Below are 15,615 nucleotides of genomic sequence, written 5' to 3' on the forward strand. Positions count from 1 at the left end.
CATAGCCATGCCGATATCCCGGCATTACGAAATTTTAGAAATCCTGAAATAGGATCCAGCACTGGAATAAACCCCTCGCAGGGGTCCCAGCAGTGAAGCCTAGTGACTGATCCAATGAGCTTGAGGGACATATCATGTTTTCACATTTAGATGAGGTTGCAGGCCAGACGACTAGCGTTGAATAATCCAATAGCGTGCCTATATCGGATTGGAGTGTCCCGTGCCAGTGAATACAGTGTTGGATTGAGTGAAACGCCTGGGCTTGCTGACCGGCATCGCGAGCTTAATTCGTAGGGAGTGCATATGCCCTACCAGCAGAATAAGGACATGCGCATCATATAATCCGCGTCCCATCCACGATGCCAGCCTTCGCATGCTGATTCAACAAGTCGATAGCGTTTCTGTTAATGTGAGATATCACCAGTGAGTCCTACGGACTGGATGATTGACACGCTGATTATTTCGTTCACCATGCCATTTTCTCTGTGCCTATTTTGAATCTTACTAGCTGCTAATCTTTGTCTGAATTTCTCAGCGTACGACATGACTCGGCACCATCTCCGACTAGCTTTCCCGACCATAACTGTTGTGCAAGTCTCGCATCTCTTACCAGCACTGTAAAAAAATGCAGAAGAGTATAAAAGAGAACGTCTGGTTTCTATGCAGATTCACCGAAACTGCTCGTAAGCCAACAGTAAGCCTTCAGATAAGCTCCAATCTATCTGCTGAATTAGGATAAGACCCCTTGACATGATTTATGCGAATCAGAATCGTACCCAGCAGAAACGATCAATCACTGGAGGACTGACATTTTTAATCTATCCATTGTGAAAAAATCCATCATGACACTAGCCACATAGTCATCAGCATCAGGTTCCAATCCACGCTCCCCTTGCGGGGAGCGACCCTCCAGGAGCATTACACCGACCCCGGCAAGGTATTTCAATCCACGCTCCCCTTGCGGGGAGCGACCCGTAGCGAGGATGGGGGTGCGCTTGTCGGCGTTATTTCAATCCACGCTCCCCTTGCGGGGAGCGACCAGACATCTTCGACTTCCTTTCAAAAGTTGGAGTATTTCAATCCACGCTCCCCTTGCGGGGAGCGACCCTATCTGACGGCGAAAAACCATATCAGGAATCCATTTCAATCCACGCTCCCCTTGCGGGGAGCGACCGGTGGGCCGGCTGAACCGTCTGGTGGCGGGGTTATTTCAATCCACGCTCCCCTTGCGGGGAGCGACTGGCGGCCGACACGTACGTGTGGAGCGTGTGGGTATTTCAATCCACGCTCCCCTTGCGGGGAGCGACAGAGGGGCTTCAGGTTCCGGCAGTAGTCGATGAGATTTCAATCCACGCTCCCCTTGCGGGGAGCGACCGGGTGGGCCGACGTTTCCGGTGCTGTGAACACAATTTCAATCCACGCTCCCCTTGCGGGGAGCGACCGGCGACGTGAAAAGTAAAAACGACCAGGACTTATTTCAATCCACGCTCCCCTTGCGGGGAGCGACTCAGGCTCCCATCCTTGATGTTCCTTCCCAAAGGATTTCAATCCACGCTCCCCTTGCGGGGAGCGACTGGCGGGGTGCTTTCATCCAGGTGAGGATGTCGAGATTTCAATCCACGCTCCCCTTGCGGGGAGCGACAGGGAACTTCACCTCCGCGTGACGGCCGGTCAAGATTTCAATCCACGCTCCCCTTGCGGGGAGCGACGGGATAGTGTTATAATAGAACTATCAATCAATCAATTTCAATCCACGCTCCCCTTGCGGGGAGCGACATCGACAGGGAGCACCGGTGCTACTGCGAGTATCGATTTCAATCCACGCTCCCCTTGCGGGGAGCGACCCGTCGGGGTTCACGCTGTTGAGGCTGTTCCCGTCATTTCAATCCACGCTCCCCTTGCGGGGAGCGACCGTCACCCACCTCGGCCTCGCAGACAGCCACCTCATTTCAATCCACGCTCCCCTTGCGGGGAGCGACGTGCGCCCGTATGGGAATACGGCGACCTTCAATCTATTTCAATCCACGCTCCCCTTGCGGGGAGCGACCTCCGACTCCAACCCGGCGGCGGGGACAGCGGAATTTCAATCCACGCTCCCCTTGCGGGGAGCGACCACACGCTGTTCTTGTTGACGCCGAGGTGGTTGGCATTTCAATCCACGCTCCCCTTGCGGGGAGCGACCAGCGCATTGCCGTACGCCGTGGCGTTGCTTCTCAAATTTCAATCCACGCTCCCCTTGCGGGGAGCGACACTCCGGATAACCGATTTATCAGTTTGGCTTGGATATTTCAATCCACGCTCCCCTTGCGGGGAGCGACAGACAGGCTGGAGCTGACCTGCGACCAGTGGGCATTTCAATCCACGCTCCCCTTGCGGGGAGCGACTAACGTCGACGCCAAGACCAGGCTTCTGGTCAAATTTCAATCCACGCTCCCCTTGCGGGGAGCGACCTCAAAAGCAACCACAGCGTCGACTACGCGAGACATTTCAATCCACGCTCCCCTTGCGGGGAGCGACGCGGAGGATTGACGAGACCCGCCTCCGGGGATTATTTCAATCCACGCTCCCCTTGCGGGGAGCGACTACTGCCCGTCCTGCGGCAGGAAGGTGCGCCGGGTATTTCAATCCACGCTCCCCTTGCGGGGAGCGACTCACGCCATTCTGTGTAGCATATGTTACATTTCTATTTCAATCCACGCTCCCCTTGCGGGGAGCGACCCAGGATTCCAAGTCAGCGATGACCTTTTCGCGATTTCAATCCACGCTCCCCTTGCGGGGAGCGACCAAGACGGATGTCGACGACTCCACCAGCGAAGGATTTCAATCCACGCTCCCCTTGCGGGGAGCGACCAATCAAGGTGAGCTTGCTCCCCTCCCCGGTCCAATTTCAATCCACGCTCCCCTTGCGGGGAGCGACCCGGCTATCCGGAGCAATCCATTAAGGGGTGTATTTCAATCCACGCTCCCCTTGCGGGGAGCGACGAAGAGCGTCTTCCAATCATCCTTATTACCATAATTTCAATCCACGCTCCCCTTGCGGGGAGCGACACTCCGTTTCCGTGAAATGCAGGACGAACCGTTATTTCAATCCACGCTCCCCTTGCGGGGAGCGACCATCATGGCAGAGAACGGGCGTGCCGTCAGCCAATTTCAATCCACGCTCCCCTTGCGGGGAGCGACTGGATGCGGAATAAATATGCGGTATATTTATTCTATTTCAATCCACGCTCCCCTTGCGGGGAGCGACCGCAAATGTAACTTAGATTATTAAGCATGTACCATTTCAATCCACGCTCCCCTTGCGGGGAGCGACTGTTGATGACGAGGATGCGGCCGGTGGGTGTCATATTTCAATCCACGCTCCCCTTGCGGGGAGCGACGATATGATCAGATAAGCTACTAAGGAGGATGGCAATTTCAATCCACGCTCCCCTTGCGGGGAGCGACACGTATGATAGGCGACAAAGCATGGGACCTCGACATTTCAATCCACGCTCCCCTTGCGGGGAGCGACCATCGCCGACCTGGAGGCCTGGTTGGCCAAGCAAGATTTCAATCCACGCTCCCCTTGCGGGGAGCGACCCATGGTAGGTGTCCTTTCTGGTTAGTTTTTACCATTTCAATCCACGCTCCCCTTGCGGGGAGCGACCCATCAGCCTGGCGACTATGGTCCGTAATGGTCATTTCAATCCACGCTCCCCTTGCGGGGAGCGACTTCGCCGCGTCGGCCCGGTCGCCTCGTCGTCGGGATTTCAATCCACGCTCCCCTTGCGGGGAGCGACTAAAAAGTTGCGATAGAGAGCCCGGCGAGTGGGATTTCAATCCACGCTCCCCTTGCGGGGAGCGACTGATAACAACGAGGACAGTATCAATATTCACGCTATTTCAATCCACGCTCCCCTTGCGGGGAGCGACCACCGGCTATCCGGAGCAATCCATTGAGGGATGTATTTCAATCCACGCTCCCCTTGCGGGGAGCGACCCCTGCTCAAGAGGGCCGGAAAAGAAGGATATTGATTTCAATCCACGCTCCCCTTGCGGGGAGCGACCGAAAAGCCTGCCCCTCGTGTATAATAGGGAGCTATTTCAATCCACGCTCCCCTTGCGGGGAGCGACCGTCCGTGATGAGCCGCTCCCCTTTCTCTTCCGTCATTTCAATCCACGCTCCCCTTGCGGGGAGCGACCTCAATCGGTGGATTTTTATGACCTACACCTCAATTTCAATCCACGCTCCCCTTGCGGGGAGCGACCCGTGGCAGTTTGTCTTTTATGTAGGTCGGACTTTATTTCAATCCACGCTCCCCTTGCGGGGAGCGACACCGTTCCACTCTGTTTGCCTTGAGAGCGGGAGAATTTCAATCCACGCTCCCCTTGCGGGGAGCGACTGCACAGTTTTAAAAAGTATGCGATGCCGGGGATATTTCAATCCACGCTCCCCTTGCGGGGAGCGACTGGATGCGGAATAAATATGCGGTATATTTGTTCTATTTCAATCCACGCTCCCCTTGCGGGGAGCGACAACATCAAAAGTATGCATAGGGGCCAAACATACAATTTCAATCCACGCTCCCCTTGCGGGGAGCGACAGGTGGAGCCGGAAAAAATCGACATCAACGGTCTATTTCAATCCACGCTCCCCTTGCGGGGAGCGACACCTGAGCACGCTCCTGGGCGTCATCCTTGTCCCATTTCAATCCACGCTCCCCTTGCGGGGAGCGACTTGAGGTATCAAGGAGGTTAAGATGCGTTTACAGATTTCAATCCACGCTCCCCTTGCGGGGAGCGACCGATGTGTGGGATCTCGACCGATGGGATGACGTATTTCAATCCACGCTCCCCTTGCGGGGAGCGACTGGGGTTTGGCGGGGCCGGTCACCAAGTCTCGGCATTTCAATCCACGCTCCCCTTGCGGGGAGCGACCATGGTCATGCGGGTTGCCCGTTACTCGCCGTTATTTCAATCCACGCTCCCCTTGCGGGGAGCGACCTTGGATCAGGACAGTCTCGTTCTTGACAGGACATTTCAATCCACGCTCCCCTTGCGGGGAGCGACTTTTCTCGCATATGGCCCCATGCGTAGCGAGACGATTTCAATCCACGCTCCCCTTGCGGGGAGCGACGTCCTTTGACAGATTTTTTGGATAATGTCGTGTGATTTCAATCCACGCTCCCCTTGCGGGGAGCGACCCAGACCGACCAGGGGCCGGTCACCAAGTCTCGGCATTTCAATCCACGCTCCCCTTGCGGGGAGCGACGGATCTCCCCTTGTCTCATGCCGGTCAACAGACGATTTCAATCCACGCTCCCCTTGCGGGGAGCGACCATCGTGGATTCCGGCCACTCATCCAGCAGCTCATTTCAATCCACGCTCCCCTTGCGGGGAGCGACGCATCAGTATCAGCTTGGTAAGGATGGTGATAAAATTTCAATCCACGCTCCCCTTGCGGGGAGCGACGGGCCTGCCGGATGGGCGTCTGCTGGCTGGTGGTATTTCAATCCACGCTCCCCTTGCGGGGAGCGACTTACCGTGTCTGATAAAACAAGGTTGGAGACTTGATTTCAATCCACGCTCCCCTTGCGGGGAGCGACAGTTCCAAAAATGGTTCGTGCTTCTACCGGGGTATTTCAATCCACGCTCCCCTTGCGGGGAGCGACCCGTCAAGCCAGTCGGCGACGTCGACAAAGTCGCGATTTCAATCCACGCTCCCCTTGCGGGGAGCGACCTGGGCCGACCCCGGAAAGAGACACGCTCAGAAATTTCAATCCACGCTCCCCTTGCGGGGAGCGACCGTCAAGCCAGTCGGCGACGTCGACAAAGTCGCAATTTCAATCCACGCTCCCCTTGCGGGGAGCGACCGCAGTAGCAGTCCAAGTTGGTCCCATAGCACGGATTTCAATCCACGCTCCCCTTGCGGGGAGCGACCGCTTCCGGCGAAGCCGAACCCGTCGCCCGTGCTATTTCAATCCACGCTCCCCTTGCGGGGAGCGACCCGTCCACGGTGGGGAAGGTTTACCGGGTTGAATTTCAATCCACGCTCCCCTTGCGGGGAGCGACTTGCAGGAGGCCATCGGCAAGCAGACCGCCGTGCTATTTCAATCCACGCTCCCCTTGCGGGGAGCGACAGGTTATGCGATCCAATGGCCCGGCAATGTGTGGATTTCAATCCACGCTCCCCTTGCGGGGAGCGACTGAGTTCCTCGGCATGGATAATGTATTTGAGTTATTTCAATCCACGCTCCCCTTGCGGGGAGCGACCGCCGGGCGGGATAAAAGCCCCGCACCGGGTCGTATTTCAATCCACGCTCCCCTTGCGGGGAGCGACATGAAAACAACGTGAAGGACGATGAGAATCAGGAGATTTCAATCCACGCTCCCCTTGCGGGGAGCGACTCTTCAAACCTATCTTATAAAAATACGGGTTGTTATTTCAATCCACGCTCCCCTTGCGGGGAGCGACTTCAAAGGCGTTTCATTTCCTCCTATCCGGTCATATTTCAATCCACGCTCCCCTTGCGGGGAGCGACGGCTGCCCCAGCTCAATCATATACGATAACACAAATTTCAATCCACGCTCCCCTTGCGGGGAGCGACATAACATTGTCATGCAGCTTTTCGCATTCTACGAATTTCAATCCACGCTCCCCTTGCGGGGAGCGACCGCTGATAAAACCGATTGAAGGTGAATAATCATATTTCAATCCACGCTCCCCTTGCGGGGAGCGACCACTTCAATGATAGGACTGGTAATCCAATCAGTTATTTCAATCCACGCTCCCCTTGCGGGGAGCGACCAGGATGAGTACAAACCTGAGTATTTCGTCGATATTTCAATCCACGCTCCCCTTGCGGGGAGCGACAGGGACGGGGGGAATGTTCATCGCAATGTCTTCAAATTTCAATCCACGCTCCCCTTGCGGGGAGCGACTTTGACCTTGTTGTATGTGAGCCGGTTTATGATTTATTTCAATCCACGCTCCCCTTGCGGGGAGCGACCGCAGAAATGGACAAATAATCTCAGAAATCAAGACACGAATCCATCTCTATTCCTTTATTCTACCTATAAGAGGCAGAGAATTGACGCTTTTGTCATAAAATGTCTAAGACAAATAAGGCGCAATTACTAAAAACCATTTAGCTCATATTAAAACTTGGTGCGAAGATCCCAGGATTTCTATGACAGCTTCACCTCCGCACAACCGTAATGTTTCGCTTCCCATCTGGTCCCGAAACCTTAGATCATCATAATGCCATCCACCGGTATGTGCCGTTGAACACCTCGGTATTCTATTTTATTCGAGTATTTACTCCCAAGATTATAAAACCTTAAACTATCCACTTCCTCATCCATGATTTCGAACAAATCGTGTTTAAGCAAAAGATAATCCGCAGGAGTCACTTCACATTCGAAAACGCTGTTTTGTACTCTTTGACCAAATTTTGAGCACACCTTCGCGACCCTACGTAATCGCCTTTGCCCTGCAACCTCCATCGTATTCACATCATAAGCGACTATGACCATCATCATATTCCTCTACTTCCATAAAAATGACGGATATCCATCCAAATCTCCACGGATGACACGGGCAAGGAGGAGCGCTTGAGCATAGGGGACCAACCCCCATTGAATCTTCTCTTTGAGAAAAGGATGGGTCAACGTTTCCATTTTCCTCTTCTGCCACTCTGCAAGAAGCGTCTTCTTCCCGCTTTCATTCAGAAAAACACCGCCATTTTCCCGATGCTCGAAATCCTTTCCTGTGATGATACCCGTGTTCACAAGAGCAAGCACAAATCTATCGCCCAGAGGAGCACGCAGCTCCTCCATCAAGTCCAGAGCCAAGGATTCACGCCCTGGCCTGTCAACATGGAAAAATCCCGCATAGGGGTCCAGCCCCACCCCGTGAAGAGCTGCCGCGCAATCTCGCTCAATCAGCACATAGATGAAAGACATCAGGGCATTCATACTATCCATTGGAGGTCTTCTGGAACGATCCTCGAAGAAGAAATCCTCCTTATTGCGAAGAATCAGCTCATCATAAGCGGAAAAATATTGTTTAGCCGCCAAACCTTCAATGCCACGAAGCTTATCGAGACTGTTTGCATTCCTTGCGGATTTTATACTTTGAGCCAACTCTGCGCTAGCTTGCGACACCAAATCTATGTTAATCCTCAGTCCATGATCACGAATCGCTCGTTCCATCACCCAACGAGCGTTGAATATCTTACCTATGATCATATTCCGGGCAATCGGCAGAGCCCTCTCCTCATCTTCTGAAATCTCAAACTGTTCTTTACGCAACAGAATATTTCTATCAGCTTCGTCAAAAATCGAACAGTAATATCGACCGCGTGGAGAGAAAAAAGACAGGCTGATTCCCATTTCCGCGCATTTACCCATCAGTGCCGGGGAAGCGCCGCCATAGGTGAAGCTAAGAATGGATTCCAACGACCGCAAAGGAACTTTGCCAAGTTTTTTATCACCTTGAAGGATAAGAACATTCTCATCCTCAAGAGCCAAATAAGCATCCTCAGTCATAACAAATAACGTATTGAAGAGTTTTCTCATCCTACCTTTCCTCCTCAGAGTCGAGCATGGAATCCATATAAGAGCTCACCGATGGTATGGTGTATAGCTTCGGCAGACATAAATCCCGTAAGGAGCAGGCTTTGCATGCTTTTGTCGGCTTGACTTTCGGCGTTGCTCCACGTTCGAACAACCGATGCATCTCTGCGAACATCATCGTTACTTTTTCTCGCAGACCAGCCTCAAGCGGTACGACCTCTCTCCGCTTCACCTTTTGATAGAACAAGGCTCCCTCTGCGATATCGCAAGAGAGCATCTCTTCCAGACACATGGCCTCCGCACATAATTGGAGCCGGTCTGCGTCATTGTCTTTGGACTGCCCATGTTTATACTCAATCGGATAAGGAATCCACCTCCCCCTGCGCCCAATGAGAGGAACCCCTTGATTGGATTTATGGAATTCCACGACATCACAATCTCCCGAAATACCAAGCCTGCGAGAGAAAACCCGTAGATCTCTAAGGGTCAGTACATCTCCTCTCAATTCTGATTGGGCGTAATCATGCGCACGCGAATGTTCCAATCGACCAGACATAGTCAAATAGTTCTCTGACCACACTTGCTCGATGTGAATCAACGCCCATTGCCGCCGACAAAACGAAAAGTGCTGGATGCCGGAAAGGGCCAGCCATTGCTCTTCAGGATACTCGCTTGGCCCTTCCCGAACAATATCCATGCGTATCAGCGACCTTCCAATTTTTCGAACTGCAATCCCGGAATCAGACTCTGCTCAATACTGATATTCCCATCAGAATCCACCTTTACCGCCCTACGCACCTTTGCGGATGAATACTGACCACTCTTACTATCATGAGAGAACCATACAACCCAAAGGACCTCCATCGATCCTGAGGGCCGTGCAGAACTCTCATCATTTTCAAACAAGGTGACGAGGGCATGCTTAATAGCCTCTGCGTCTTCATCCGAGAACCCGGTTTTTTCAGCAAGCTGTGGGCTGATGCTCCCAAACGTAGTATAGATGGCACGGCCAGAAACACGATACTTCATACCCATGGTGTCCGGAGATTTCTTACCTGTATCAGTCGTCTCGCTATTCACGGATTTAGTGATCTGAATATCATCAATCGCCACCGGTGAAGTGGAAAAAGCCGGCTGTATAGTAACAGGACCGCGCACTCCCAGAGAGACCTCATCGACATCCTGTGCCTTTTTGAAAGCAAACACCTGACCGAATGCTCGCACATCAAACCACTGCCCGCATACCGCGTTCCGAACAAATTCCTTGTTTTTCTGTTCGTCCTTTGGTAATTCCTTCAAGAAAGAATTGAACCGATCCGATAATGACTTCTTCCCATCATCAGCTCGATCATCAGATTGGACGAAGATGCGTTTACCATCATCCTGAAGACGATTACGAATCTTCCGTTTCAACGCCACATCGGATACCTCACCGTATCCTTCCGACGTAGTGCGAGGACGATTCCCGTTGAGCGGATCTCCATTAGGATTCGCGTTTTCCGCGCTGAAAACTAGCGCAAAATCTATCTTATTTTGCAGCATGTGAATCTTACTCCTTATAACCTAGATATTGTGAATAATGCCGATTGTCGATTATCATGAGTTTACCGTTGCAGCTTCTTTCCTTTCCTTCGCCTTTTCCATGGAATATCGACGCTGGCAAGAAAAGCCCAGAAGGAAAGCGGGCGAAAGCGGAGAGTTATCCTCAAAGTCGTCACCATCGAAAAGGGCGACGACATCATCGATATCATTCTGAAAATAAGGCGCACCGTTACTAGCACCAATATAGGGGACAAGCTGTTTGTAAAGAGTCAACCACGTCGTACTCGGCTTTGCCACAAAATTCGACATTAGCTTCACCGCGTTGGTTGGTCTGGTTCCTTGAATCCCCTGTTTATACAGGACATTATTTTCGAATCGATCCGCTAAGGCCAATAACCGACCATATAGGTAGTCACGGTCTTTTCTTGATGTGTCCAGTTGCATCATTTTTTCCTTTCGCTCGGAACTCATTGGATTACTTGACTGTAATGCATCATCAATGAAGGATTTTTTCCATAGACTGCATGTCACTTCAAAAGATCGCCACCATTCCTTGAGATTATCGGGGCCGAAACTCATCGGTCGGGTAGCTCTATGGAAGGCGGACTCCAAAATTGCTTTGGGCATGCGCCTATTGCCAAACATGCACTCAATGAGTTGTTGCTTGACAATGCGCGAAAAGCGTTGATAGTTCTTGCTAGATCTGTCGCCTTCTACGCTATATGCGCTATTAATGATATCTCTATACGATGGAGCTCCGATATAAGTCACAACTTTTTGATTGGCTTTGTCAAATCGACTGAGAGGCCAGGCCATATCCACATGCCATTGCATGAGTTGTTCAAAGTATTGACTTTCTTCGAATTCACGGTAGAAAGTCACTCCCAGACGTCCAGACGTTGCTGCATCGAGAATGACCAAGACTATGGTTTTATAATGGTTGCTCAACACTTTGGGATTGCCGAAGCCACGAAGAAGACCACCGAATTGGCGAGCATAATCATAATCTGTTTCGACGAGCGCATCTTGAATGTTATGTATTCCTTCGTCATCTGCAAGCAGTGCCTCAACCGCATCAAGCGAATTTGCACTTGGCTCCACAATCTTTTCATTCGGAGTTTGCACGGCCCATAAAACGATGGCTTGAGTGTCCGTAAGCGTACCATGGGTATTCACCAACCACTTCAGAGTCAGATGAATCAGCTGCGAAGTATCCGCATCGATACGCAAAGCGTCATCTCGACCGGCGAATCTCCCTCGAAATGTGAAATTCGCGTTGTCATTAGCAGACACGAGCTTGGAATTCGCCGCAGTTTTTACTATGTTCTTGGGAAAATTCGCCGCCTGAGAGACAAACGGCAACCCTAGCATATCACGGCCGTTTTGATCCACGTTTTTCTTGAGATATGTCCGCCATAGCTTGCGGATTTCGTCCGAGTTCTCCACATGCGGGTCTCCTCCGCCGGGGACTTCTACCGCAAACCGTACTCCCGTTTTCTCATCTTTAAATCTTCCTTTATTATCCTTCTCAAGAAGATCGGTACCGTACTGCTTCGCATCCTCAGAAATGCTATGTTTCAATACATACCAGTAAATCGCGTTGAGATAGACATTATCCGCTTTCCACCGTGAAAGCTGATCAAGGTAAAGATCGACTTTTTCTCCGCCAATCTCCCTATCTAAATATTGGAGCTGGTCACACAACGGGTGAGGAACAGGTTTGCTCGTCCGTCCCGATGACTGTTCGCTACATGGAATAACAATCTGTTTTGGCTTGGCGCCTTTCTCGATCCGTATCAGTTCCCCGTCACTATCAATTGTCACACAAATCTGCGTTTTTAGAATGGTGCAGTTCAGAGGAAGAAGCACATTCCCAACGCCTTCCTCTCCATTGTCAGTAGCTTCTTCTTGGCCGGCTACCGATTGAATGGCGTCGTATGTTTGTATAAGGTTCGACCACAAACTCATTTTTCATCCTCCCCAACAAGGTGCATATTCTTCCCAATCGTGAACTCTTTCGCCTTGATCTTTTCATGTGACCGAATCACCCTGGAATCAAGCTGCTGCGAATCAGTCCGAGGAAACTCGATTATTCCATCTTTCATGACGGGAGTCCAAAAACGTGCCAAAAAGTCCTGGTCTGCATTCTCATCTGGATAGGAAAAACTGTGGAACATGTATCCTAAGTTCCACTCTCCATAAGAGTCATAAAAGCCAGGCTCTTCCCCGAAAACACATGGTTCTACATAACCTTGGCATTCTCTGGTCCCAAGAAAGACATCACGTCGGCCACCTTTTTCCACAGAACGTAAAGCGATTTGATGATGCTTATTCTCATCGCGATCACCAGCGAGTTCAGGGCGCTGATTGTTCCATTCGAAGTGAGCACGAATTTGATATTTGACGTCTTTAAGATACGTATAGTAGGAAAGATCATTCCCGCCATTATATTTTATCGGTCGAATACCCTTACTCTCAGTTTGCACACGGTTCATGACCCTTACAGCGTCGATTATCCAGATAATTGTTGGCTTCCAATAGATGCTTTCGACCATACCCTTCAAAGCCTGGTATGTGGGTACTTGATAGGAAAATTTCTCCCCTCCGACCCGCGTTGTGGCTTCCGAGAACAATGCATACCGCCCTGATATTGTGAATTCAATCGAATTCCTATGCTTCTGCATGTATCCTCCTCAATACATTTGTAAAGGCATTGGCGCCTCAACCGCTAAGCCGTACTCTTCGTTATAGTACTCTTGGTCAAGAACATATATTTCAAACGTGTCATCGACAAGATCAATTGCATGAGATTCGCGTAAGGATTGTTCCTCCCATTCAAAAAGCGAAATTGTATAATCTTGCAGATTATGTAACGCCTTATAGCGAGTATCCATATCGGATACGGAAAGGAGTTCCAGTAACTCTCCTGAATCTCCATACGGCACTATGACGTTACATGCTGCGCCAGGAATAAGATGAAAATTATCGCTTACCGTCTTGAACGCCTGTGCGTAATAGTAGGGAAAATCCGCTCCCCTGCGATTTTTGTATGTTCCTCGCCACATCCGATTTCGTGCGAGCAAATCATACGCAGAGGTATGGAATCCCTTCAATGGATAATCCATCTTACTGAATTGCTTCCGGTCATCGGGTTGAAGTCTTGCGAAATAACGACGATAATACTCCGTAAGCATGGCGTCGGATAGCAAATCCTCATCGGGATATTCCCTGATCAGCTGACTCATCAATTCTTTGCCAAGCTTGATATCAGGCAAATATGATAAACCCTTCTCATCCTTGACCGGGAAAACGTATACATTCTTGGGAGTCGGAGACTCTCCATTGCGGTTGCATCGCCCCGCGGCCTGCAATATGCTATCCAGCCCTGCCATCGCGCGGACAACGCAAGAAAATGAGATATCGACGCCGGCTTCAATCAGTTGTGTGCTAACGCAGATGATAGGTTTTGCCTCAGAAGATTTAGATGAATTTCGAATATGATTCAATTTGTCTTTCCTGTGCTTGCCGCACATGGAAGTGCTCAAATGGATAAGATCGAATTGCTTATCTTCATCTAATTTCCGCAAGGCCCGGTAAATGTTTTTCGCCTTAGATTTGAGATTTACGATAATCAGACAATTTCCATTCTCTCTCGCCCGGTCAAATGCAAATTCAGCGAGTTCGTCACAATCCTTATCTTTCGTAGAAGCAACAATATTGGTTCTTTTGAAAAGACCTAAATCATGCTCATTCAACTTTATGAGGTTTGGCTCTGAGGCTAAACATAAATTATCTCGATTCGTCTGCTCCAATAGTGGTTGCGTCGCCGAGCATAACAATATTGTCGAATCAAGGATTTCTGATAGGAAGCTAACGATTTCATTGAAAAGATTGATGGTATCGGTAGGCAAAGATTGAATTTCATCGAAGATGATGACGCTCTCGGCCATGTTATGAAACTTACGTAGGTTTGTCCCTCTAGCTGACATTATCGTTTCCAAGAATTGAACCATTGTCGTCACTATGATGGGATTATCCCATTGCTCTGCAACCAGTTTCCGCTTCTTCGACTTCGCGCTTTCCTCTTCCTTCTCCTCATCAGTACGCTCTTTCGTAATCTCTTCAATCGTTTCATTCATCGCACTTGAATAATGTTCGAGAATCAAATCATTATTCTCAGACAGGTCCAACATATCACGAAACGTTTGCGAAGTTTGCGTTGTAATGGACAAATATGGAATGACATAAATGATTCTTCGCTTACCTTGTTTTTGCGCATGCCGCATGGCGAAGTTCAATGATGCCAAAGTTTTCCCACCACCTGTTGGCACCGCCAGTTTATAAATCCCTGTCTTCCTGTCACTCGCCTGTCGACATGCTTGTGAAATCTTGCTTCGGATGGCATTGATGGAAGTTGTCGAATCAAAACCTGACATCTTTTTATCCAACTTGGAGATAAGTTCTTCCCACTGGACGATTTTCGGCTGATAAGTTGTACGGCTTTCGAATGATGCCGCATCTGTTCGATCCGCATCAACAAGACGCGAATATATATACTTTGCCAACAGTCCAAGGTAGAAAAACTTACTCTCACCGCTGAGCTGATTCCCCTGAGCATTTCTGATTTCGCTCATTTTAGTCCAAAAGGATCCGATTTTGTCAGTTGCTTCTAAGAATAACCTGCTTATTTGCGGTTGAAGGTCATTCAAGTTACGCTTGACTTCATTATACGAATATTTCTCACCTTGCTTATTCTCAGCCGAAAAATTATCAAAAAACGACTCCATTCCATCTTGATTCACGCAGTCTGGTAGCTCACCATGGTGCTTGGAAATGACAAGTTCAAGTAACTGCTGTGCTATCTTCGCATACCCGTTTTGGGCATCAAGGTCATTGATCATGAAAGCGCCCTGCCAGGCATGAATAACGGATCCTCTGATTCCATCATCAGATAGCAAATAATCTTGGAAATTTTTGCTTGCCTTACCGGCATCATGAAGGAAGGCAGCCAGCCGAGCTAAAGATGAGAATTCACCCTCAAATGCCCCGGATAGTGCAGCCGCGCCAGAAAGATGGCTCTGGAGCGTTTGGGTCCTTCCCGATTGATCTCTGCGAGCAAGCAAATCCTCCATGATCATTCCGCCTCCCTGCGCACCTGCGTATCCGCGGTCCCGGGTTTCACGGTCTGCGCGTTTTACGCGTATGGATGAAATTATGAAAACAGAAGTGGGGACGCAGGGGCTTGAACCCTGGACCGAACGATTATGAGTCGTTTGCTCTAACCGACTGAGCTACATCCCCGGACATCGCGCGATGCGGATCGCGAAACGCCAAACGCACAACCGCGGAATGCGCAAAGCAGAATGCAAAGCGCAAAAAGCGAAACCGGAACCGCATCATCCACCTTCTGATAATAGCAAACAGAAGCGAAGACGACATGGGCGGTCAGCTCCTCCCGTTAAAATGAGAGGAATCATCAAAGTTTGAATCAAATCCTTGAATCAAATCAAAAG

The 15,615-nt window shown here is 50.3% G+C and carries 7 protein-coding genes, 1 tRNA gene and 1 CRISPR repeat array; all 8 genes read right to left on the reverse strand.

Going from position 1 to position 15,615, the window contains the following annotated elements; translation table 11 throughout:
* The first annotated feature begins 873 nt into the window (after positions 1-873).
* Positions 874-6,993: direct repeats of the CRISPR family, unit length 33 nt; unit sequence ATTTCAATCCACGCTCCCCTTGCGGGGAGCGAC.
* A 238-nt stretch (positions 6,994-7,231) separates the two neighbouring features.
* Entirely contained in the window at positions 7,232-7,522 is a 291-nt protein-coding gene (cas2, locus tag PSDT_RS05545) for a CRISPR-associated endonuclease Cas2 (RefSeq protein WP_006288918.1), read from the reverse strand.
* Between the two features lie 9 nt (positions 7,523-7,531).
* A complete protein-coding gene (gene cas1c / locus PSDT_RS05550) occupies positions 7,532-8,563 on the reverse strand; it encodes a type I-C CRISPR-associated endonuclease Cas1c (protein ID WP_006288917.1) in 1,032 nt (343 codons plus the stop codon).
* 1 nt (position 8,564) lies between these two features.
* A complete protein-coding gene (gene cas4 / locus PSDT_RS05555) occupies positions 8,565-9,257 on the reverse strand; it encodes a CRISPR-associated protein Cas4 (RefSeq protein ID WP_006288916.1) in 693 nt (230 codons plus the stop codon).
* A 5-nt stretch (positions 9,258-9,262) separates the two neighbouring features.
* Positions 9,263-10,108 carry a type I-C CRISPR-associated protein Cas7/Csd2 gene (gene cas7c, locus PSDT_RS05560; protein WP_171821014.1) on the reverse strand — a complete coding sequence of 282 codons (846 nt, stop codon included), beginning with the start codon at positions 10,106-10,108 and terminating at the stop codon, positions 9,263-9,265.
* Positions 10,109-10,156: 48 nt separating this feature from the next.
* Positions 10,157-12,070, reverse strand: coding sequence for a type I-C CRISPR-associated protein Cas8c/Csd1 (locus PSDT_RS05565; RefSeq protein WP_006288914.1), 1,914 nt, complete (start codon positions 12,068-12,070; stop codon positions 10,157-10,159).
* A complete protein-coding gene (gene cas5c / locus PSDT_RS05570; RefSeq protein ID WP_006288913.1) occupies positions 12,067-12,786 on the reverse strand; it encodes a type I-C CRISPR-associated protein Cas5c in 720 nt (239 codons plus the stop codon). The genes PSDT_RS05565 and cas5c overlap by 4 nt, the downstream gene beginning before the upstream one ends.
* Positions 12,787-12,795: 9 nt before the next feature.
* Positions 12,796-15,240 carry a CRISPR-associated helicase/endonuclease Cas3 gene (locus PSDT_RS05575; RefSeq protein WP_006290255.1) on the reverse strand — a complete coding sequence of 815 codons (2,445 nt, stop codon included), beginning with the start codon at positions 15,238-15,240 and terminating at the stop codon, positions 12,796-12,798.
* Between the two features lie 89 nt (positions 15,241-15,329).
* Positions 15,330-15,403: transfer RNA gene (locus PSDT_RS05580), tRNA-Ile, on the reverse strand.
* Positions 15,404-15,615: the final 212 nt, after the last annotated feature.

The organism is Parascardovia denticolens DSM 10105 = JCM 12538 (genome assembly GCF_001042675.1).
In the GTDB taxonomy this organism is placed as follows: Bacteria; Actinomycetota; Actinomycetes; order Actinomycetales; family Bifidobacteriaceae; genus Scardovia; species Scardovia denticolens.